Source organism: Psychrobacillus sp. Z16_25, assembly GCF_056856695.1.
On record NZ_JBXEOV010000002.1, the window covers coordinates 95,858 to 118,627 of the forward strand.

Sequence of the window (22,770 nt, forward strand, 5' to 3'; positions counted from 1 at the left end):
GAGGTATTTCTAAAATGTCGAACAAGCAATCACCTTGGTCCTCCTTTTCAGGACCAAACCTTGGCTATGTCATGGAGCAATACGAACTATTTCTCCAAACTCCAGATGAGGTCGACTCTGAGTTAGCTAGTTTATTTAGCCAATACGGAGCGCCAACTGTAGAAGGTGTAGCAGCATCAGATTCAGTAAGTTCGCTGCCAGTAGTTGAAACGAATAAATTTGAGAAGGTTGTCCGTGCGATTCAGCTTGCAGATGCTATTCGTGCGTATGGCCATTTAACTGCAGATATTTATCCGTTAAATAACGGACCAAAAGATGACGCTAGAATTAACCCAAAAACCTATAGCTTAACGGAGGAAGACCTTCGAGAAGTGCCGGTTGCATTTCTATTAACGAATCCTCCTTCTGGCGTTACAAATGGTTTAGAAGCAATTGAGCATTTAAAAGCAGCTTATACAAATAAAATCGCTTTTGAATTTTCCCATCTTGTTAGCACCGAGGAAAGAAATTGGCTTCAAAGTCAGATTGAAGGAGGGCAAGTAGTAGATAGCCTTTCAAAAGATCAGAAAATGACTTTATTGGAGCGTCTTACACACGTTGAAGGTTTTGAAAAATTTATTCACCGTACATTTGTTGGAGCTAAACGCTTCTCTGTTGAAGGTTTAGATACGCTAGTAGTATTAATAGATGAGTTAGTACGTCAAGCAGATAAATCTAATACAAAACAATTAAACATTGGTATGGCACACAGAGGACGTTTGAACGTCTTAACACATGTGTTAAATAAGCCATATGAAATGATGTTTGCAGAATTTGCACATGTACAATCTGATTCCTTCTTGCCTAAGGATGGTTCTTTAGAAACTTCTGAGGGTTGGTATGGTGACGTGAAATACCATAAAGGTGGATCCTATCATAGTAAATCTGGCTTAACTATTAAGCTTGCTTATAACCCATCTCATTTAGAGGTAATTAGTCCAGTTGTAACTGGTCAAATAAGAGCGGCACAAGAGAAAACGGATGCACCAGGCTATCCTGTGCAAGACAAAAATGCTGCATTTGCCATCCTAGTTCATGGAGATGCTGCATTCCCAGGACAAGGTATTGTTACGGAGGTACTGAACTATAGTCGAGTACGTGGTTTCCAAACGGGCGGTTCTATCCACATTATTGCGAATAATATGATTGGTTTTACAACGGAGCATTACGATTCACGTTCAACCTTCTATTCTTCTGATCCTGCTAAGGGCTTTGAGGTTCCAGTATTCCATGTGAATGCAGATGATCCAGAGGCTGTTCTTGGAGTAGCGAAGCTCGCATATGGATATCGTAAGCAATTCGGAAAAGATGTTGTCATTGATCTATTAGGATATCGCCGCTATGGTCATAACGAAATGGATGAGCCAATGGTGACAAACCCGAAAATGTATCAGCTAGTGCATAAGCATCCTACTGTTCGTAAGTTGTACGGAGAAAAACTGGCAAATGAAAATATTCTTCCAGCCGAGGAAGTTCAAAAGCTCGATCAAGCTGTGTTTAGTAAAATGCAAGCTGCGTATGATCGTGTGAAGGAATTACCTCAAACAACTGCTCATGACATCGTGATTCCAGAAGTAGTTCTTCAAGGTATGCCTGAGACAGAAACAGGGGTAGCGAAAGAAAGACTGGAAAAAATAAATGAAGAGCTATTGACATGGCCTTCTGAGTTTACTCCGTTTAAAAAGCTAGAGAAGATCCTTAAACGTCGTGAGGAACCGTTTAAAGGAAAAGGGAAAATTGATTGGGGGCATGCGGAAACATTAGCTTTCGCAACCATTATCCAAGACGGTCAATCTGTTCGTTTAACTGGTCAAGATGCTCAACGTGGTACATTCTCACATAGACATCTTGTGTTGCACGATGAAAAGACTGGGGAGCAATTAATCCCGATACACAGCATTTCTGATTCCAAAGCATCCTTTGCTGTATACAATAGCCCATTAACAGAAACAGCTGTTCTTGGTTATGAATTTGGATATAACTTAGAAGATAGCAATACATTAGCTATCTGGGAAGCACAATACGGTGATTTTGCAAACATGGCACAGGTTATGTTTGATAATTTCATCAGCTCAGCTCGTGCAAAATGGGGTCTAAAATCTGGCTTAGTAATGTTATTACCGCATGCTTCAGAAGGGCAAGGGGCAGAGCATACAAGTGCTAGATTAGAGCGTTATCTACAGCTAGCGGCTGAGAATAACTGGACAGTAGCAAACTTATCAAGTGCAGCTAACTATTTCCATATCCTTAGAAGACAAGCTAAAATGTTAAATGATGAAGCAATTCGACCACTAATCATTGTTTCACCTAAGTCACTACTACGCCACCCATTAGTTGGTGCTGAAGTTGGCGAACTAGCACAAGGTAAGTTTGAAACAGTAATAGAACAGCCAGGCTTAGGCCAAGAGGTTGAAAAGGTCGAGAAAATTGTATTTGCGAGTGGTAAGCTTGCAATCGATTTAGCTGATAAAGTGAAGGACGGAGCAGGCTTCGAGTTCATGCATATTGTTCGCATTGAACAGCTGTATCCTTTCCCAACAGAAAAAATCCAAGCAATTATTGAACGTTATCCAAACGTGAAGCAGCTTGTATGGGCACAAGAAGAGCCACAAAACCAAGGGTCTTGGAATTTTGCTCTTCCATATCTGTTAGAGCTAGCAAAAGACAAAGACATTGCCTACGTGGGACGTGTAGCTCGTGCAAGTACTGCTGAAGGCGATGGAGATACGTTCAAAGTTGAACAAACTAGAATTATTGAAGAAGCTTTAAAGAGCTTGTAAGAAAGCATTAGAGGAGGAAATTAAAGTGGCAGAAATTATTGTTCCGGAATTAGCAGAGTCAATTACAGAGGGTACGATTGCTCAGTGGTTAAAACAACCAGGAGATACAGTTGAAAAAGGTGAGTTTATCGTTGAATTAGAGACAGACAAAGTAAACGTTGAGGTTATCTCTGAAGAGGCTGGTGTAGTAAGTGAGCTATTAGCTGCTGAAGGCGATACAGTTCAGGTTGGTCAAGTGATCGCTATCGTTGGAGCTGGCTCAGGTGCTCCTGCTAAAACAGAAGCGAAAGAAGAAGTGAAAGAGGAAGCGAAATCTCCTGAAGCACCGAAAGCTTCTCAAGCACCAATTGCACAAGCATCTACAACAACTGAACAAGATCGTACTATTGCTAGCCCTGCTGCACGTAAGCTTGCGCGTGAAAAAGGCATCAATTTAAGTGATATCTCTCCAGTAGATCCAATGGGTCGCGTAAGAGTACAAGACGTTGCTGCACACAATAATGCGCCAGCAGCACCAAAAGCAGCTCCTGCACCAGCAGCTGCTACAAAAGAAGATGATGGCCGTACAACTCGTGAGAAAATGTCTCGTCGTCGTCAAACAATTGCTTCTCGTTTACTTGAAGTAAAACAAAATACTGCAATGCTAACTACATTCAATGAGATTGATATGACAAATGTTATGGCATTACGTGCTCGTAAAAAAGATAAATTCTTCGAAGAAAATGATGTTCGCCTAGGTTTCATGTCATTCTTCACAAAAGCAGTTGTTGCTGCACTGAAAAAATATCCATATGTAAACTCTCAAATTGACGGAGATTACATCGTGAAAAACAACTTCTATGATATCGGTATCGCGGTATCTACAGAAGGTGGATTGGTAGTGCCAATCGTACGTGATGCAGATCGTAAAAACTTTGCAGAAATCGAAGGAGATATCGCTGCTTTAGCGAAAAAAGCTCGTGACAACAAGCTTGCTCTATCTGATATGCAAGGTGGATCATTCACTATCACAAACGGTGGAGTATTCGGTTCTCTAATGTCTACACCAATTCTAAATGGTACTCAAGTAGGTATCCTTGGAATGCACACAATTCAAAAGCGTCCAATCGCTGTTGGAAATGAAATCGAAATCCGACCAATGATGTACATTGCATTATCATATGACCACCGTGTAATTGACGGAAAAGATTCTGTTGGATTCTTAAAGACTGTAAAAGAGCTTTTAGAAAACCCAGAAGATTTAATGTTAAACTCTTAATCTATCCATCTATTTGGCAGGTATACTAAGGTATACCTGCTTTTTTGGTGTAAAGCGTATGCAATGTGACGTCGTACATTGAAAAAACAGCTTGTAAATCGTATACTAGTGATAAAAGGGAGTGCTACTATGATACATACAGATTGGATAAACAGACCAACTATGAAAAAGGTTACTTGTGTACATACTAATGCAGAGAAATTCTTAGTAAGTAATGTACTAACGGTTGGAAAAACTTATGAAGTAAAAAATGAAACAGAAGAATTTTTATTTGTAATCGATAACACTGGAAAAGTCGGTGGCTATTACAAAGAATATTTCCAAGAAAACTGATGATTTCATCAGTTTTTTTTCATAAAAAATGGTTTAGGAGGATATACATTGAGTCTTATATTAACAGAAAAGCAAAAGCGTAATAGCCGAAGTCATAATGATGCGGATCAAGAGCTCATTGGGTCAGGTGGCTATACATCACCTGTTAAGCATTTATTCGAAGATGTCTTAACCGCTGTAACTCTTAAGCATCCCGTGCTCTTAAAAGGGCCGACTGGTGCTGGGAAAACAAAGCTTGCCGAGACGGTTTCGGCATTTTTCAATCAACCAATTCAGAGCATCAATTGCTCGGTAGACTTAGATGCAGAGGCTTTACTAGGATTTAAGACAATCATCGTGAAAGATGGCGTCAATTTAATCGACTTCGTTGATGGACCAGTTATTGAGGCAATGAAAAAAGGACATATACTCTATATTGATGAGATAAATATGGCCAAGTCCGAAACACTTCCCATCCTTCACAGTGTGTTGGATTATCGAAGAATGCTGACAAACCCTTTTACCGGAGAGGTTATTAAGGCTCATCCTGACTTTTCTGTCATCGCAGCAATCAATGAAGGATATATCGGTACAACACCAATGAATGAAGCACTTAAAAACCGTTTTGTCTCCTTTTCTATTCCCTATTTAACAGGCGAACTACTACAAAATCATTTTAATAATCTCTATCCCGATGCAGAACCAAAGCTTCGTGAGTTATTCTTTCACTTAGCGGAGGATCTAATGGATCAAGTGAAACAAGGACTTCTTTCCGAGGAAGCAGCTTCGATTAGAAGTCTCCAATATGCTATTGAGCTTTCCCGTTATATCGAGCCTCTTCGCGCTATTCGCTATGCTATTGCAGAAAAGCTGGAGGATGAGCAGGAAAAAAATTTAGTGATGGAATTAGCATCTACTTGGATAAAGTGAGGGAACTAAATGTCCTCTATTGACCGTTTTATTCAATTTAATAATGAAACTATTGACGCGAGACAGCTCCTTCATCTTGAAAACCTTGCCAAAGCACTAACCAAAAATATGAATATCTCCATTAGTGAACGGAAGCTTATTGAATTTCAGCCATTTACTCAAACGATTTCTATCAGTGTCTTTTGGAGGCATAGAGAGCAGGAAACAATTGAAGCGGGGAGGCTTTCGGATCTTTACTTGATGACGGAAGGGTTTTGGAAGCATTTTCATCTAAAAGATTGGGCGGACTATCTCCAAGACAGAGAGGTAGCACTACCAAAGCTGATGGAACAGATGATTTTTTGTTTAGAAGAATTTCGTCTCCAGGAGCTGATCAAACGTAGAAGGGTAGGTACTGCAAAGTATTTTCAGGTTAGAAATGAAACATACCTGTCGTTTCATAAGCAGCAACTGAAAATAAACAGCCAAAAAGGTTTCTTAGCAGAGGCGTATATAAGCTATTTATACATTGCTTTATATGAAGGTACTCTAAGGGCAAGTGGACCAGAAATATTTGAAATGACAGATACTGTTATTCATCGAGCTTATGATATCAGGTCTACACAAGACGCTATTGACCTAGCTTATCAAATGATTGCACGCTTGCAGGGAATCCAACAGGATTTATTGCTACCTTACTATGCCATTATTTCATCTGAATTTATTCAAACGACCGATTTTACTTACCACAAAGGTGTGAAAGAAAGTTCTCCTGGATCAGAAGAAAAGAAGGAAACGATTGAAGAGATTTTTCGGACGTGGCACAGAGAATCAAAAGAGGAGGATGGAGTCCATCTACGTTATGAGCTAGAGCATGGGAACAGCGGCAAAACATTTGGGAACCCTGACGCAGAAGAAGGTAGGGAGGACCAAGAAATAACAGAAGTAGGACAAGGGAAATCAGCCGGACAGAAAGAGTATAAAAAAAATGCAGATGCCTCAGAGCGGAAAAATGAAAAGAAAACAAAGAAGGCAGCTAAGGAATTCGGATCCGAGCATTCGAAAGTAGTATATAAAGAGGAAAGAATTTCAATTGCCCCTAGCAAGAGAAACATGGAACTGTTACAAGTGTATCGTACAGAGCAAGCTCCCTATGTCAAAGCATTCGTAGCAGAAATTAGGAAGCGGATGGAGCAGAAGAAGATAGATAGGAGAGATAACCTTTCGAAAGGCAGGCTATCTTCAAAGCTGACAAGGCTTTGGACAGAAGAGAGACCAAAGCCGTTCTTTAAAAAGGATGCTCCAAGCGTGAAACTTGATGCCGTGTTTGGATTATTGGTAGATGGGTCTGCGTCCATGAGTGATAAGATGGAGGAAACGAAAAAAGCAGTACTCTTATTTCATGATGTTTTAGGGCAGTTAAACATTTCTCATGAAATTGTCCTTCATTATGAGGACGCATTTGAAGCCTCTGAAGAAGTACAACCAAATATGTTTGAGTGGATCCATAAATTAGAAGATGGCCAAAAGGATAATGGCCTGGCGATTATGTCCATGGAGGCTCATGAGGACAACAGAGATGGCTTTGCCATTCGTTGGATAGGAAATAGACTTGCCTCTAGACAAGAAAAGCATAAGTTCTTACTTGTATTTTCAGACGGTGAGCCATCCGCTTTCGGTTATGCCCAAAACGGAATAATGGATACTGCTGAAGCAGTGCTGGAGCAAGAAAAACGAAATATATCTGTGCTGCATCTATTTTTAAATGATCGAGAGGCAACCGAAGAGCAGCTAGTCTTATTTCAATTAATGTTTGGTAAAAAGACAGCAACTGCCTCCTCCTTATCTAAATTCTCGGAAGAGACGCTCCGTATCATTAAAAAAATGCTCCACTATGTGGTGAAAAGTCAAACATAATATAAGACAGTAGGATAAAACTAGCCGTCAAGATACATGCAAAGAAGCTGGGACAAAACAATCTTAACGCACTTATGATTTTAATTTTAATAAAATCGTAAGTGCCTTCTTGCTTTTAAAATGCTTGGTTCTCCCCGGGCTTTAGGCTTCCGAATCAGTGCGAGTAGAGTTGTAATTATTCATTAACATGTATAGAAATGCCCATCTTTAGCAAAAATGTACATCATGTTGCGGACATTTATAGCTATCCAGCGATTCTCCGGTTCTATCGTGCGATTCCAGACTCCTATCGTGTGGAAATGACTTTCTATTGTGCGATTCCAGACTCCTATCGTGTGGAAATGACTTTCTATCGTGCGATTCCAGACCCTTATCGTGCGGAGATGACTTTCTATCGCGCGATAACTGCATACTATCGTGCGATTCTGTGGGAGGAAGGAAAGCAGCAATAGATTTTAAATACTTATTATGTAAAAGATGGTACTACGGTATAATTGTATATAATTGGTAGTAAAGGGGAGGGGGATGGATGGTTGAAACGAAGCAATATCTTATAAAAGCGTTTCCATATTTATTATCTAAGCTAGCAGGGGCTGGGTTTTTATTATTTATGATTTTTATTTACGGAGTGCTTTTACTAGGATTAGATATGTATGAAATTGTTGCAGATATTTCTAAATTTTTTATTTGGGCTATCGCTTTAAGTTTTTTCACTATTTTTATTGACTTATTCATAAATAAATTAGCAATTAAAAGTAAAACCCTAAAAATTCTACTATATATAATCGTTGGATTTGTATTTTTTGTACCCATACTAATCTATATAATTTTTATATGGTTAGCTATTTGGGGATCTGTTATGTCATTGATTATTTACCTTGGTTCTTCCATTTCCCTTCGTTCTAAACGATTTAGATACATCTTTTCTTTTATAATTCCTATCTTTCTTTTAGTCTTGATTAATATTAACTTTACAGAGAAAAAAGGTTGGGAGGAAGTGAGAAGCTCTACTTCCTTTGAAGCCACTTTTGACTACTTCAACGGACACCACGAAATCCCTATTCACCTAGAGGCAGGAGAAACTTTGGTATATAGAATGGATTATGATAATCGTAATGGCGGTGGTATAGGTTTCCATATGACGGATGAAAATAATAGGAGAATTGGTTGGATAGGAATAAATACAAATGAAAATCAATATGTTGCCAGTAAACCTGAGGTCTATAAAATTATTCTTACGGGTGATGATGTGAGAGGTTATTTTAACGTCAAGTGGAAAATAGAATAAAGCTATATATAAGGAACATTCATGATGCAATTGTTCATCATCAAAAAAGAACCCAATTTCGTAGAGGAAATGGGTTCTTTTAGATGTGTCTCGCCCTTTTATCCTTGTAAGGGAGGAGGAGAGACCAGCTATTCGGTTTATCTGTTTTTTGATTGCTCCGCAATCATTAATAATCGCTGTTTTAGTTCTTCTTCCATACGGGCAATTTCTTGTTCGGCTGCTTTTCGTTTTACACGACCATCCGCTTGTATACGCATTGTTTCCTCGATTGTTTGTAAAAGGTTTTCTTGTGTCTTTTTCAAGGTATCGATCTCCACGATTCCTTTTTCGTTTTCTTTTGCTGTTTCGATGCTATTTACCTTCAGCATTTCTGAATTTTTTAACAGCAAGTCATTCGTTGTTTTAGTAACTTGCTTTTGTGCTTCTACAGCCTTCTGTTGACGGTTGAGCGTTAATGCAATCGCAATTTGGTTTTTCCAAAGCGGAATCGATGTCATGATAGATGACTGGATTTTCTCCGCAAGTGTTTGGTTTGTTTGTTGAATCATACGAATCTGAGGTGCACTTTGAATCGTAATTTGTCTAGAAAGCTGTAAGTCGTACATTCTCTTTTCTAAACGATCGACAAACTGGGCCATATCGTTTACTTCCTGATAAGCCATTTGATCGTTGGACTGTTCTGCTTTTCTTTTAAGCTCAGGTATCGTAACGTTCAGAATTTCATCTCTTTTTAATTCTGCGGCAGCAATATACACGTTCAGTGCTTGAAAATACGTTTTGTTTTGTTCATATAACTTATCAAGCATTTGAACGTCTTCCACAAGCCCTCTCTTAGAATGCTCTAATTGAATACCAATTCGGTCTATCTGAGTGCTGAGCTTTTGGTATTTAGTCATCAGCTCTTGGACAGAGCGGCTCACTCGCTTAAATAATTTTTTTATCCCTGATTTTTTTTCTTGGGAAAGCTCCTCTGGGTTAATTTCAGAAAGCTTGTTCATAAGCTCTCCTAGTATGTCTCCTACAGGACCAATATCCTTTTTCTGAACATGGTCAAGCATTTGGTGAGAGAAGCGGGTAAGCTCTGTTTGTGCATTTGCTCCATAGGTAAGAATCGCTTCATAATTTCCAGCAGGTATTTGGGCAGCCAATTGTTTAGCTTTTTCTTTTTCAGCATCTGATAGACGATCAATAAGCATAACAGGTGTAGACTGTGCATGCTTTTGTTCCATTTGAGGAGCTGCTTCCATCTGAAAAGGGTTGGAGAGCAGTTCATTCATTAATAAATCATCACTTGTATTCTTTTCGTTCATGGTCTGTATCTCCTTTTAAGTATAGAGGTTCTTTTTTAGAAACAGAAAGCTTGGCGAAATCTAGCTCCATCTTCAAATTTTCGATATCAGAAGCTAAGACCTGCTTTAAATCATCCTCTAATACAGTATTTAAAGATTCCAGTGTTTCTCTGGTATCTTGTAGGGCGATTTTCATATTTTTATCCTTCGTAGGCTGACTAACTAAAAATGTGTATTTCGTTGTCAGCTCTACGGCAGAATCTAAATGAGCATAGAAGAAATTCTCCGCTTGATAGAACTTTTTAGGATTCGCCTTCACCAGTGCAATTATTCGCTTTGCAAGCCTGCTGAGATCGAATAATTGTTTAAAAGCACTGATAGAACGGACCTTTAAATACTGACTATTAAGGGAACGAACCTTCTCGTTTGCTTCCTTAATTTGCGCTTGAATATGATAATACTCAGAGGGAGTAAGCTGATGTTTTCTCCTAATCGAAGTATGTTGTATTTTTTTTATTGTAAAATTAGATAAAGGATAGACAGCAATCGATAACAGAGAGCTTATCCCAAATCCTAAATCTAGAGGGAAGAAAAATAGGAACCACGATGTAATCATGATTGGAAAATTGATCATATGACGTACAATAGTAAGTAAAATTTGTGTCATATTCGGTAACCTCCTTAAATATACATTACATTATACGAATCACTGGTTAGAAGGTTTCAGTTGTTTGGTGTAAATAACTCGGAAATTCGAGTAGCGACTTGTTACTATTATAACTTAACGTATCCTGACATGTTTTTCAATTTAAATTGTCTCGACGAGTCATTAAAGTAGACAATCTTTGAGAAATGGGTAAAATATGTATTAATAAAAATGTTTAGAGGCGATATAATGTACGAAATTATTTATATGAAAGCGGATTATGAGCCTTGGTGGCAATTTGAAGGCTGGGAAGAGCATATTATTGAGCGCGCGGCATTCGAGGACGAAGCGGAGGCTGAAGATTATCTATGTACTCTTTTAAAAAAATTACGTAGCAAATTTCCCTTCGAAAAAGAAAAACAGAAGGAACAAAGATATTGGGCTTTCTGGAATATCAAAGAACAGTGCTATTGTAAAGACTGCGAAGATGATTTACAAATTTACCATGGAGTTATTTGGAAGAATTTCTAATAAACGATTTAGAATTATATAAATATTTATTGACTATTTCTATCCAAATGCTATAATTTAAATAACGTTTTATAGTGAAAAGAACCGCATTTGCTATTCACATATCCCATGTAGTGATCGATGATGTGATGTCGGTACTTCATGGAATATGTGAATTTTTCATTTTCACATATTGATTAATTTTATTTTTGGAGGTAATTGTATGAAACAAGGTACAGTAAAATGGTTCAACGCTGAAAAAGGATTTGGATTCATCGAAGTAGAAGGTGAAAACGACGTATTCGTACACTTCTCTGCAATTCAAGGTGAAGGCTTCAAATCATTAGAAGAAGGACAAAGCGTAGAGTTTGAAGTGGTTGAAGGTAACCGCGGACCTCAAGCTGCAAATGTAGTAAAACTATAAAAATACTTAGAAGCTCATCAAAGAGATGAGCTTCTTTTTTCTAAATGGTAGGAAATAAAAGAGTAGATATCCTGAAATCTTTTATTATTTTAATATATTTGCTAGAAATTCGTGAAATTATTCATGTTTTTATGTTTATTTGTCGATAACTGGGGTATATAGTTAAAAGGATTATATGACTAGGGGGAACTGTCAATGATTGACAAAGTAATTGATTCAAAAGTGAAGGATTATTTTATTTACTCTAAACAGGATTTTGAGAATGCCTTGCTTGATCAAGCTGTCAATGTTCGTGATAAAATTAATGATATATTACGAGTGGGTGATATAGATTTAATTAACAACGCCCATAGATTGGTAGGTTATATCTTAGATGGTAATAAAGAGGATGAATTGAAAGCTTTTGCTAAACAAGAGGGAATTGCCTGGGCAACATATTCCTTAACCTTATCATTTAAGTTAGAATGGGTTCAGGCTATTAGACGAACCTTATGGAATCTCCTTCAAAGATATCAAAAAAATAGCCATGATTTAACGATTGAGCAGCTATTCGATATTGAAAAACAGCTTAATAACAACATAGATTATTTCTTAAATGAATTTTTTATCAATTATTCTACATATAAAGATGCACTTATTATGTCCCAGCGGGAAGTAGTAGAAAACTTGTCAGTACCAATTATTCCAATTACTCAATCTATCTGTATCCTGCCGTTAATCGGAACAGTAGATACTTTTAGAACCACCATTATTGAAGAAAAAGTGTTAATAGAAATTGGTAGACTTCATATTCAAACATTAATCATTGATTTGTCTGGTATCGCAGAAATGGAGCCTGAAGTGATTGAGCATCTAATGAAAACTATTTATGGTACTTCCATGATGGGCTGCAATACAGTCATCACTGGCTTACGTCCAGAGGTAGTCCGAAATATGATTCGCTTGGGAGTAAAGTTCAATGAAGAGACGAAAACATATGGAACACTTCAGCATGCTCTGAGAGATTATCTCACCCTAAATAAAATTGAAAAATAAGGAATTCCCCCGTAATAGCGCATTCGGATGTAAATCTGGTATAGTGAAAGAAAAGAGAGGGGGAGTTACGTTGGAATTAAAGAAAGAGTTACCTTCCTATAAGGAGCAACAGGATTTTTATACAAAACTTCGCGCAAGAATTACAAATTACGTTGAATCTAAATCAACGAAGGCAGGAAAGTTTACACCCTATCTATTATTCGCACCAGATTTTTTTCACTTATTGATTAAGTCAATGCTGGATGATCGAATTGATAGTAAGAGTAAGACGTTAATCGGAAGTGCTATTTTATATTTTATTACTCCCATTGATGTGTTACCAGAAGGGTTGGTTGGACCTGGTGGGTTTATCGACGATTTGATAGTAGCTTCTTTTGTTATTAATATGCTGCTCAATAAGTTTACTCCCGAAGTAATCGAAGAGCATTGGGCAGGAGAGGACAAGCTCCTCAATACATTGAAAAAAGTATCGGAGACCGGGGATACCCTGCTTGGAAAACTGCCAGCTCGTTCACTGCTAGGGAGATTTATTAAAAAAACAAAAAAATAATGGCAACCCAAAGACCTGAGGGATACTTAGGTCTTTTTATTATGGATATTGCATGAAAAGACAGTACAGTTAGTCTAGCTATAAGTTAAACAGGTGTAAGAAACTTATTGCTGTTGACAAACGCAAGTATGAAGGTGGCTACCGCAAGTAAAATATGAGAAAGTGCAAGTAATTAGAAAGAGACTGCAAGTAAACCTAGTAGAATTGCAAGTATTTCCATTTCGTTGAAAAATCATCGCTTTTTTTACTTGCTCCAATATATATAACAGCGCAGAAGCTAGATATCAGCCATATAAAAAAGCTATCAAGACAAGGTCTTGATAGCTTTATATGTTTTACGCTAAGTTTTGTTGCTCTTTCCACTCTAGGAATTCATCGTATGTTAACTGTTTGTCTAGAATAGAACCATCTTCTTTAATTTCAATCACACGGTTTGCGATTGTTTGGATGAACTGATGGTCATGAGATGTGAAGACCATAGCGCCTTTGAATGCGATTAAGCCGTTGTTAAGTGCTTGAATAGATTCAAGGTCTAAGTGGTTCGTAGGATCATCTAGCAATAATACATTCGATTCAGAAAGCATCATTTTAGATAGCATACAACGAACTTTTTCTCCTCCAGATAAAACAGAAGGCTTTTTCTTCACTTCTTCACCAGAGAATAGCATACGACCAAGGAATCCGCGTAAGAAAGTTTCACTTTCATCGTCAGGTGAGTATTGGCGTAACCAGTCTACTAGTGAGTTCTCTGTACCAGAGAAATACTTCGCATTATCTAATGGGAAGTATGCTCTTGAAGTTGTCACACCCCAACGGATTGATCCTTCTTGTGGCTCTTCCTCTTCTGCAAGAATACGTAAAAGAGCTGATTTTGCTAGCTCATCGCCTAAAAGAATGATTTTATCATCTTTATTCATAGTAAAGTTCATACCAGAGAATAATTTTTTATCTTCTATTGAATAACCTAAATCTTGTACTTGAAGCACATCGTTACCGATTTCCCGCTTCATTGAAAAATTTACGTAAGGGTACTTACGAGAAGAAGGACGGATATCATCTAATTGAATCTTGTCGAGCATTTTTTTACGAGAAGTAGCCTGCTTGGATTTCGATGCGTTTGCACTGAATCGAGCAATAAAGGCCTGTAGCTCTTTAATTTTCTCTTCTTTTTTACTGTTTTGGTCTTGAGTCAATTTCAATGCAAGTTGGCTAGACTCATACCAGAAATCATAGTTCCCAACATAGACTTGAATTTTACCGAAATCTAAATCCGCAATATGCGTACATACTTTGTTTAAGAAGTGACGGTCATGGGATACGACAATAACAGTATTTTCAAAGTTAATAAGGAAATCCTCTAACCATTGAATTGCTTTGATATCTAGATGGTTGGTAGGCTCATCCAGTAGTAATACGTCTGGTTTACCGAATAACGCTTGAGCTAGAAGGACCTTTACTTTTTCAGAACCTGTAAGCTCAGACATTTTCATTTGATGCATGCTATCCGGAATTCCAAGTCCTTGTAACAGAATAGCAGCCTCAGATTCTGCTTCCCATCCGTTTAAGTCAGCGAATTCACCTTCAAGCTCAGCTGCACGCATACCATCCTCATCAGAAAAATCCTCTTTCATATAGATGGCATTTTTCTCGTTCATCACTTCATATAAGCGCTTATGTCCCATGATGACAGTTTCTAAAACTGGATATTCTTCGTATTCAAAATGGTTCTGTTTCAAGATGGCAAGACGCTCATTTGGATTCATAATAACGTTTCCTTCTTGAGGCTCAAGCTCTCCTGATAAAATCTTGATAAATGTTGACTTACCAGCACCATTTGCACCGATCAATCCATAACAGTTACCAGGGGTAAATTTTATATTTACATCTTCGAAAAGTTTGCGATCTCCAAAACGAAGACTTACGTTACTTACAGCTATCATGGGTTTACCTCCTAAAATTCACAATGATATTATTATACCATGTAGACAACATAAAAGCTATCAATCGTTGTTACAGAAGGGTTTAAGAAAACTCTTAACTCTAAAGGGACAGAGCATGTTCGGAAAAAGCAGGGGTAATAAGTTGCCTATTATCCTGTCGTATGAAACTTTCAGGGTTATGGAACGTACATAGATTTTATCATCGTTAAATGGTGGAAAGGGATTTTATCATGCATACATACACGTATCAGCTACCTGCTGTAAAAGGGAGCAAGGAACATATTCATATATTCAATGAGGAAAATCAAGTGACTTATAAAACTTATAGAAAGTATAAATCCATATTTCAAGAAATCTTAGATGCGTGGATTGGTGAGTTTCGATTGTTTTGTAATTTTGAAGGAATAGACTCGTCGGGAAATGTGATAGCGAACTCTCATAAGAAGCATTATTTTTCTAAGCGCTCTAAATCCATTCTAACAATAAATAAAGAAACATTTTATGCTGAAACGGAAGGAATGGATGCTATTACTCCTACTTACAAAATAGAAGGGGTTAATCTTCAAATGAAAACGACAATTAATGAGAATCGGCTTGTTCTTTTTTATGAGAATGGAAAAGCAGTAGCAACTATACAGCTTTCATTTTCAAAAAGACGAATATGTAAATTAGAGATAGCGGAAGCAGCTACAATTCAAAACCCATTATTATATGTAATATTTTCGCAGATGTTTTATTTTATAGGTGAATAGTTTAAAACACCTCATTAAATGCCTAATTAAATACTCGGGTAATCATTTTAAATGCTTTTTCCTATAGTACAATATAGAGGTTTTTAACGCAGCATAATTCCCAATGGCGGCATACCCATAAAACCAGCCCATAAAAATCCCGGCGAACAGATGATGGGGATGACTGATAAAAATTGATATCAATAAGCCCAGTACAAGTGCCACAGTTGGTACGTATACACGTTTGATTGGAAAAAACAATTTGATAATTTGCGTGAGAATCATCACGCTTGGGACAGCTAATACTGCATCCCAAAAGTTTGTATGTATATCCGGGAAATTCATGTCACACCTCGCTAAGACGATTTGTTTCATTGTCGTCAAAGTGGGATGAATTTAAACGCAACTTAGTCGTTCTTTTTTTGTTTAGCACCTTTACTGTAAAGTGTACAAACAAAAAAAAGACAAGCTAACAGCCTGTCTTTTCCTTGACTATTGGCCCCAATGCTTTTCAATAAATTCATCACGGCCTGAATTTTTACGGTCTTCCTTATAATGTGCTTCTTCTTTTTTATAGTAATCCTGATGGTAATCCTCCGCTACATAAAACGTTTCAGCATCACGGATAACTGTCACGATAGGCTTTGAAAATTTTCCACTTGCTGCAAGATCGGCCTTAGACTTTTCAGCTATTTGACGCTGCTCCTCGGAATGGACAAAGATTGCGGTTGTATAGCTTTCTCCTCTATCATGAAACTGCCCGTATGCATCGGTAGGATCAATCTGCTGCCAATAAACCTCTAGCAATTGTTCATATGGAAATACAGCAGGGTCAAATTGAATCTCCACCACCTCTAAATGTCCAGATGTCCCTTTTTTTACATCCTCATACGTTGGATTTTCTATATGTCCACCCATATATCCCGATGTCACTTTATGTATCCCATCCCAAGAATCGAATGGTTTTACCATGCACCAAAAACAGCCACCAGCAAATGTTGCTTTTTCAAACATTTTCATTCCCCCTAATATAGTAAAATGATTTTACCACTAGTTAAATAGATTTTGAAACAAATTTGGCTTAAATGCGTTATTATATAATTAAAGGAGAGTTGAGAAGCAATGGAAGAAGAACAACTAAGACAAAAAAGACATAAGCCGAAAAAAAAGCTTAGAGTCGGCAGAGTTATCACAACAATTATTCTCCTATCACTCGTCCTTGCTGGCGTGTATTCCTTCATTCAATATTCCAGTGGGTATAAGCTTGCGAGCGATCAAGAAAAAGAGGTCGCTAGCTTTAACGGGGATGAATGGGAGAAGGGAGAAAGAGAGAATATCCTCGTACTGGGAGTTGATTCCAGAGGGGAAGAAAAGTCCCGAACGGATACAATGATGTTAGTTTCGTGGGATAAACAAGAAAACGATATAAAAATGGTGTCTTTTATGCGTGATATATATGCAGAGATTCCAGGCTACCAATCATATAAGCTAAATACCGCATATTATCTTGATGGAGCAGATTTACTTGCAGACACCTTAAGAGGTATGTTTGATATAGAAATTCATCACTATGCCTTAATCGATTTCCAAAATTTTGAGTCGATGGTAGATATCCTTGCACCCAATGGAGTAGAAATAGAAGTTGAACAGGATATGTCAGAGCATATTGGAGTGACCTTAAAAAAAGGGATACATCATTTATCTGGGAAGGAATTATTAGGATATGCTCGATTTAGAGCTGACCAGCAAGGTGATTTTGGTCGTGTTGGGAGACAACAAATCGTATTAGAGGCTCTAAAAGACGAGTTGCTTTCCATGAAGAATTTAAAGAACGTTCCAAAATTCGTAGGAGCTACCGAGGGATTTATTGAAACAGATATGACAAGAACTGATAAAATAAAGAGAGTGCTAGACGTTGCTGTTAGCGGGAAGGTCGAGATGGATAAACTGACCTTACCAATAGAAGGCAGTTACAGCTTCAAAAACTATAGTCATGCTGGTTCTGTTATGGTAATCGATAAAGAAAAAAACAGTGCTGCTTTACATGATTTTTTAGATAAATAGGCTATTTTCTAAGGAGGAAGAAAGTTATCTTTCTTCTTCCTAGTTTAAAATAGAAAAGTAACAGGAAAGGAAGTAAGAGAACTTGGAACCAGAGAAATCGTCTTTTTTTTCAACTAGATACATAAAATTTCTAGGCGGTAAGAATACTGTATTTACATTGTTTCTTTTATTACTAATAGGGCTAGTTATATGGGTATATGATGAAATATCTTTTATTTTCGTTCCGCTAACCGTATTCCTAGGGAATGTTATTTTGCCTGGTATATTGGCGGTCATCCTTTATTATTTGCTCAGACCTTTACTCAAACTGCTAGAGAAAATAAAGATTCGCAGAGTATGGGGTATTCTCATTATTTTCATCGCTCTAGCAGGCTTAATCACTCTATTAGTTTTCCTTGTTTTCCCATTTCTGAAGAGTCAGTTCTTTAAGCTGACAGAAGAGCTTCCGAACTATTTTGTTCAGCTTATCAATTTATTAGATAGTTTTTTAAGAACCTCTTTCATTAGTGAGTATTATTTACAAGTTGAAAGTGACGTTACAACTATATTGAATGATCTCCCTAGAGAGCTGGGAGGATTTTTCCAAGATACATTCACTGGTATCGCATCAGGTATTTCCTCGTTAGTTGGGTTCTTGGCAAGCTTTGTTCTGGCGATTGTAACAGTTCCGTTTATCGTCTTTTATTTGTTAAAGGACGGAGAAAAGCTACCTGCTTACGTAATTAAGCTTTTCCCTCCTAGAATGAGAAATGACTTATCTGAGGTATTTGGAAGTATCGATCGTCAAATCAGTTCATATATTCAAGGACAGATTCTTGTTTCCATGTGTATTGGATTGATGATTTACATCGGATTCACGATTATTGGAATGGATTATGCTTTACTGTTAGGGGTTATTGCGATGGTGACAAGTGTGGTTCCTTATTTGGGACCTGTGATTGCCATAACGCCTGCTGCAATCATTGCACTTGTTTCCTCGCCTCTAATGCTTGTAAGCTTGGCGATTGTCTGGACCATTGTGCAATTAATCGAAGGGAAGTTTATCTCCCCACAAATCATGGGGAAATCCCTACATATACACCCTATTACTATCATTTTTGTGCTTATTACCTCAGGGGCACTGTTCGGAGTACCTGGTGTAATTTTAGGGATTCCAGGATACGCCATATTAAAGGTAATTGTTACACATTTGTATATGTTATTTAAAAGACGTTATAACAAATTTGAGCCTGTTATAGAAAATCATTATGAGTATACAAATCACAAGGTGGATTGAGAAGCATGGCCAATAAATTTAAATCTCGTATCGAAGTAGGGGAAATGACGATAGAAACCACGGTGGACCATCCGTTCATCGAGCATGGAATTAATCTCTCTGGAACCATATATATTGAAGGAGCCCATGAGTCGGATAGTATCGATACGATTAAGCTGGAAGTTTTTAAAATGACAGAAGGAGAGCAAAAGGTTGTTTCCAAGCATTCCTTCGAGCTTGTAGGCGGAGTAGCATCTAAGGACACACAAATGATGCCGTTTGAAATAATGCCAGATGAGCGCTGGCTTCCTGAGGGTGAGGATGAGTTCGTGAAGCTTATACTTCGTACTACCGTTTATTTTGAAAACGGGGAAGAGCTACAGGCCGAGGGTGAAATTTATTTTGATATCGAGGAATAAGGGGATGTCTCATAAGTTTTTTCTTATGGGACATCCCCTTCCTTTTTTTAAAGATATCTGCTACGTTGCATTGCTCCTGCGGTGGTCGCATCAAAATGCCACCATCCTCGTCGCAAAGGGTCCGTCTCAAAATGTCTTTTCAGACGGACCTTTTTTATGGATAAATATCCTTATCCTTCGCAACCTAACACAAGAGGTGATTAAAATGAAGCAACTGCTAATGCTTATGATAACTGTTTGTTTGTTCATTACAGCGTGTGGAGTAGATAGGAACTCCAACCAACCACCAAACGAGGAAATACAGCTGAATGGGAAGGATGCTGACAATGTGGGGGGCAACGAAGAAGTAAACAGGGAAAATGATATAGGCAATCGTGAAAAGCATACAAACGATCCGACTTTTGACGGTTATCAATAAAATCGGAATTGTCACACAAAAAGAAATGTGATATGATGTAAGTACTTTTTAGGATCGGAGGTGTAGAAGGATGAAGAAAGCTGTTATATCGCATAGTTTCATATTGGAATTTATTTCTATTAATTGTGCGATTATGCATGATTTTGCTGTCAACGGGACCTGTCTGCCCTTTTTTAAGCAAATAAATCATCATTAAAAACAGCTGATAAGCCATCTTTTCTACACGTGTGAAGACCGCTTGCTTACCAGGCAGTCTTTTTGTATGCAGAAAAATGCTTCCAGCTAGGAAAAGGAAGCGATACAAATGATATGTTCAATAAATAATATAAGTAAAATGCTAGGTGGAAACACTATCTTTGAAAACTTGTCTCTTGCAGCAAAGAGTGGGGATAGAATTGGTTTGGTCGGAAGAAATGGAACTGGCAAAAGTACGCTATTTAAATTAATTGCCGGTATCGAAAATGTGGATAGTGGGAGTATTCATTTTAAAAAGGGTACGAAAATTGGATATGTGGCTCAAATTCCTAATTACGATACGGATGTAACAGGTCTAGACATTTTGAAGGGTGCTTTCGAAGAAATTCAAATGATTGAACTTCAAATGAAGCAGCTGGAACAAAAGATGGCGATGGCTAATCCATCAGAGCTTGAAAAACTCCTAAACAAATATGGAAACCTCCAAGAGCAATTTGCAAATGAAGGTGGATATGTAATCGAAAGCGAAATAGAGAAAATAATAAATGGCTTAGAACTGTCGGATTTTGTGGAGCAAGAATTCGTCCAGCTAAGCGGTGGCGAGCAAACAAAAATTATGCTTGGAAAGATGCTACTTACGAAACCAGATCTTTTGTTGCTCGATGAACCAACGAACCATCTAGATGTACTGGCAGTGGAGTGGCTAGAGAAATATTTGCGTGACTATGACGGAACAATCCTCCTAGTATCACATGATCGTTATTTCTTGGATGAAGTTGTGACAAAAATTGCTGATTTAGAGGACGGAGAGATCACCGTCTATCATGGTGATTATTCTTCCTTTGTAAAAGAAAAGGAAGAAAAACTATTAAGGGAATTTCAGGAATACGAAGAGCAACAGAAAAAAATTAAGAAAATGCAGGAAGCGATTAAACGTCTTAAGCAATGGGCAAATGAAGCGGTACCTCCTAATGAAGGTCTTCATCGCCAAGCCAGAAATATGGAAAGAGCGATAGAGCGAATGGTCAAGGTTCGGAAGCCTTTGATTGATCCCCAAAAAATGGCCTTAACCTTCGAGGCAGCACCCCGCAGTGGTAAGGAAGTTGTGAAGATGATAGATGCCAGCTTTTCCTATGGAGAGCAGCCTATATTGAATGTCGCTTCTCTTCATGTCTATTGGAAGGACAGATTAGCTATTGTAGGGAGAAACGGAACTGGTAAATCTACAATCCTGCAAATACTTCAAGGACAACTGCCGATTACAGAGGGAACTGCTATGCTAGGTAGCAATGTTAGACTAGGGTTTCTTTCCCAGCATGTAGACATTCAAAATCCAAAGAAGCGTGTGCTCGATGTATTTCGTGACGAGGTAGAGGTCACAGAGGGAGATGCACGGCATATACTGGCCAAGTTTATGTTCTATGGACCTGATGTATTCAAAAGGTTCCAAGATTTAAGTGGAGGAGAAAGGATGCGCCTTCGCTTAGCACAACTGATGCATCAGGACATCAACCTATTGATACTGGATGAGCCAACGAACCATTTGGATATTGAATCTAGAGAGGTACTAGAAGAGGCATTGGACGACTTCCAAGGTACCATACTCGCTGTCTCTCATGATCGGTATTTCTTGAATAAGCTATTTCCTAGAACTGCTTGGCTCCAAGAAGGAAAGCTAACTACTTTTGAGGGTCCATATGACTGGGCAAAGGAAAAAATGCAGCAGACTGTATAAACGGTCTAAATACAAAAAAGCCTTGCAAAAATGTAATAACGGGTTCGGATTAGGAGTACAAAAACTTAAATAACATATCATTTTAGGTTCAAATCGCATATGATTTGAACCTTTTATAAAAAAAGAATTTGGAGGGGAAAATGATGAAAGGAAATAAAAAAGAGATAAAAATAAACAATAAATCAATTAGTTATACACATATTGAAAAGGGGTCCAAAACGATTTGCTTTATGTTTTCGGGTTCAGGTTACAATTACGATAAACCCCTATTTTATTATGCTACAATGGCAATGCTTCAAAATAACATTGATATTGTTCATGTCCATTATTCATATGAAGAAAATTTATTTAATAAGTCTCTTGAAGAAATATCCCAAACAATGATGGATGATATTAACCCTGTAATTTTAGATATACTTAAAAACGGTCAATACAATGAGACGATTTTTTTAGGCAAATCACTCGGTACAATTCCTATTGCGAATGAACTAATGAAGAGAGATGAATTTTTAAAGTCGAAAATGTTTTTGCTCACCCCTTTATTTAAGTTTGATGCAATTTTTGACTCTATTATGAATAGTCAACATCAAGGAATTATAGTTATCGGAGATAAAGACCCTCATTACAATTCAACTCAAATTGACCAATTAAGTGAATTGAATTTAAGGATTGACGTTATACATAATGCAAATCATTCCTTAGATGTTGTCGAATTTGAAACAACAAATTCAATTTTAGCCTTATCAAGGGCAATGGAAAAAATCCAAGAAACCATCAATTCTAATTAGAGATATCAAATAGTATCAAAATTAACCGATTCGTATGCTAATTAGATTGTTAAAATTAATGCAAAAGAGGTGCTAAATGCACCTCTTTTTAAATGATTATTTTTAATTTTGTACTCCAAATCCGAACCCGTTAAAAATGTAATTGCAAGGCTTTTTATAACGGAGAGACCAAACAAGGGCAATCCTCACTATGAATATTAGAATGAAAAAATTTATAAGAATATAAGGAATCTATGTTGAAATATCGAAGGTAATGAAATGCTGTTCT

At 37.5% G+C, this 22,770-nt stretch carries 24 protein-coding genes; 19 read left to right on the top strand and 5 right to left on the bottom strand.

The annotated features are described in order from the left end of the window. Positions 1–14 precede the first annotated feature (14 nt). From AC1VU3_RS03060 to AC1VU3_RS03090, 7 genes are all read left to right on the top strand, one after another. Positions 15–2,819: a 2-oxoglutarate dehydrogenase E1 component gene (locus AC1VU3_RS03060; protein ID WP_482982711.1), complete on the top strand. Its 2,805-nt coding sequence runs from the start codon at positions 15–17 to the stop codon at positions 2,817–2,819. 25 nt (positions 2,820–2,844) lie between these two features. Continuing rightward, positions 2,845–4,077 carry a 2-oxoglutarate dehydrogenase complex dihydrolipoyllysine-residue succinyltransferase gene (gene odhB / locus AC1VU3_RS03065; RefSeq protein WP_482982712.1) on the top strand — a complete coding sequence of 411 codons (1,233 nt, stop codon included), beginning with the start codon at positions 2,845–2,847 and terminating at the stop codon, positions 4,075–4,077. A 129-nt stretch (positions 4,078–4,206) separates the two neighbouring features. After that, positions 4,207–4,410: a DUF6501 family protein gene (locus AC1VU3_RS03070; RefSeq protein WP_482982713.1), complete on the top strand. Its 204-nt coding sequence runs from the start codon at positions 4,207–4,209 to the stop codon at positions 4,408–4,410. 48 nt (positions 4,411–4,458) lie between these two features. Beyond that, entirely contained in the window at positions 4,459–5,319 is an 861-nt protein-coding gene (locus tag AC1VU3_RS03075) for an ATP-binding protein (protein WP_480387844.1), read from the top strand. 9 nt (positions 5,320–5,328) lie between these two features. Further along, positions 5,329–7,215 carry a vWA domain-containing protein gene (locus AC1VU3_RS03080; protein WP_482982714.1) on the top strand — a complete coding sequence of 629 codons (1,887 nt, stop codon included), beginning with the start codon at positions 5,329–5,331 and terminating at the stop codon, positions 7,213–7,215. A 197-nt stretch (positions 7,216–7,412) separates the two neighbouring features. After that, positions 7,413–7,667, top strand: coding sequence for a hypothetical protein (locus tag AC1VU3_RS03085; protein ID WP_482982715.1), 255 nt, complete (start codon positions 7,413–7,415; stop codon positions 7,665–7,667). 77 nt (positions 7,668–7,744) lie between these two features. Further along, entirely contained in the window at positions 7,745–8,503 is a 759-nt protein-coding gene (locus tag AC1VU3_RS03090; protein WP_482982716.1) for a hypothetical protein, read from the top strand. Positions 8,504–8,640: 137 nt separating this feature from the next. Here AC1VU3_RS03090 and AC1VU3_RS03095 read toward each other — a convergent pair whose 3' ends face one another. Then, a complete protein-coding gene (locus AC1VU3_RS03095; protein WP_482982717.1) occupies positions 8,641–9,813 on the bottom strand; it encodes a toxic anion resistance protein in 1,173 nt (390 codons plus the stop codon). After that, positions 9,791–10,459, bottom strand: coding sequence for a 5-bromo-4-chloroindolyl phosphate hydrolysis family protein (locus tag AC1VU3_RS03100; RefSeq protein WP_482982718.1), 669 nt, complete (start codon positions 10,457–10,459; stop codon positions 9,791–9,793). Before AC1VU3_RS03100 ends, AC1VU3_RS03095 begins: the two co-directional genes overlap by 23 nt. Positions 10,460–10,687: 228 nt before the next feature. Here AC1VU3_RS03100 and AC1VU3_RS03105 point away from each other — a divergent pair, with 228 nt between their 5' ends. From AC1VU3_RS03105 to AC1VU3_RS03120, 4 genes are all read left to right on the top strand, one after another. After that, positions 10,688–10,969, top strand: a complete 282-nt coding sequence (locus tag AC1VU3_RS03105) for a DUF1033 family protein (protein WP_482982719.1) — start codon at positions 10,688–10,690, stop codon at positions 10,967–10,969. 202 nt (positions 10,970–11,171) lie between these two features. Then, complete coding sequence (locus tag AC1VU3_RS03110; RefSeq protein ID WP_480387851.1) at positions 11,172–11,372, top strand: cold-shock protein; 201 nt, start codon at positions 11,172–11,174, stop codon at positions 11,370–11,372. A 195-nt stretch (positions 11,373–11,567) separates the two neighbouring features. After that, positions 11,568–12,407: an STAS domain-containing protein gene (locus tag AC1VU3_RS03115; protein ID WP_480387852.1), complete on the top strand. Its 840-nt coding sequence runs from the start codon at positions 11,568–11,570 to the stop codon at positions 12,405–12,407. 70 nt (positions 12,408–12,477) lie between these two features. Continuing rightward, positions 12,478–12,957 (top strand): YkvA family protein, encoded by a 480-nt coding sequence (locus tag AC1VU3_RS03120; protein ID WP_480387853.1) that lies wholly within the window; start codon positions 12,478–12,480, stop codon positions 12,955–12,957. Between the two features lie 335 nt (positions 12,958–13,292). Here AC1VU3_RS03120 and AC1VU3_RS03125 read toward each other — a convergent pair whose 3' ends face one another. Then, on the bottom strand, positions 13,293–14,897 hold the full coding sequence (locus tag AC1VU3_RS03125) for an ABC-F family ATP-binding cassette domain-containing protein (RefSeq protein WP_480387854.1): 1,605 nt from the start codon (positions 14,895–14,897) through the stop codon (positions 13,293–13,295). A gap of 230 nt (positions 14,898–15,127) precedes the next feature. On the opposite strand from AC1VU3_RS03125, the gene AC1VU3_RS03130 reads away from it, so the two are divergent. Next, positions 15,128–15,649: a tubby C-terminal domain-like protein gene (locus tag AC1VU3_RS03130; RefSeq protein ID WP_482982720.1), complete on the top strand. Its 522-nt coding sequence runs from the start codon at positions 15,128–15,130 to the stop codon at positions 15,647–15,649. A gap of 42 nt (positions 15,650–15,691) precedes the next feature. On the opposite strand, the gene AC1VU3_RS03135 is transcribed toward AC1VU3_RS03130, so the two are convergent. Together AC1VU3_RS03135 and msrA are read right to left on the bottom strand one after the other, a co-directional pair. Beyond that, a complete protein-coding gene (locus AC1VU3_RS03135) occupies positions 15,692–15,973 on the bottom strand; it encodes a hypothetical protein (protein ID WP_482982721.1) in 282 nt (93 codons plus the stop codon). 147 nt (positions 15,974–16,120) lie between these two features. After that, complete coding sequence (gene msrA, locus AC1VU3_RS03140) at positions 16,121–16,642, bottom strand: peptide-methionine (S)-S-oxide reductase MsrA (protein ID WP_482982722.1); 522 nt, start codon at positions 16,640–16,642, stop codon at positions 16,121–16,123. Positions 16,643–16,750: 108 nt separating this feature from the next. On the opposite strand from msrA, the gene AC1VU3_RS03145 reads away from it, so the two are divergent. The 7 genes from AC1VU3_RS03145 to AC1VU3_RS03175 all read left to right on the top strand — a co-directional run bounded on the left by AC1VU3_RS03145 (position 16,751) and on the right by AC1VU3_RS03175 (position 22,502). Further along, positions 16,751–17,692 (top strand): LCP family protein, encoded by a 942-nt coding sequence (locus tag AC1VU3_RS03145; RefSeq protein WP_482982723.1) that lies wholly within the window; start codon positions 16,751–16,753, stop codon positions 17,690–17,692. 82 nt (positions 17,693–17,774) lie between these two features. Then, the gene (locus AC1VU3_RS03150) at positions 17,775–18,968 is read left to right on the top strand and encodes an AI-2E family transporter (protein ID WP_480387860.1); all 1,194 of its coding nucleotides are present in this window, start codon (positions 17,775–17,777) and stop codon (positions 18,966–18,968) included. 5 nt (positions 18,969–18,973) lie between these two features. Continuing rightward, entirely contained in the window at positions 18,974–19,366 is a 393-nt protein-coding gene (locus AC1VU3_RS03155) for a sporulation protein (RefSeq protein ID WP_482982724.1), read from the top strand. A gap of 205 nt (positions 19,367–19,571) precedes the next feature. Next, on the top strand, positions 19,572–19,784 hold the full coding sequence (locus AC1VU3_RS03160) for a hypothetical protein (protein ID WP_482982725.1): 213 nt from the start codon (positions 19,572–19,574) through the stop codon (positions 19,782–19,784). Positions 19,785–19,854: 70 nt separating this feature from the next. Further along, positions 19,855–19,980: an RAxF-45 family protein gene (locus AC1VU3_RS03165; protein WP_482982726.1), complete on the top strand. Its 126-nt coding sequence runs from the start codon at positions 19,855–19,857 to the stop codon at positions 19,978–19,980. 108 nt (positions 19,981–20,088) lie between these two features. Then, positions 20,089–21,714 carry a ribosomal protection-like ABC-F family protein gene (gene abc-f, locus AC1VU3_RS03170; RefSeq protein ID WP_482982727.1) on the top strand — a complete coding sequence of 542 codons (1,626 nt, stop codon included), beginning with the start codon at positions 20,089–20,091 and terminating at the stop codon, positions 21,712–21,714. Positions 21,715–21,857: 143 nt separating this feature from the next. Next, positions 21,858–22,502 (top strand): alpha/beta family hydrolase, encoded by a 645-nt coding sequence (locus AC1VU3_RS03175; protein ID WP_482982728.1) that lies wholly within the window; start codon positions 21,858–21,860, stop codon positions 22,500–22,502. Positions 22,503–22,770 lie beyond the last annotated feature (268 nt).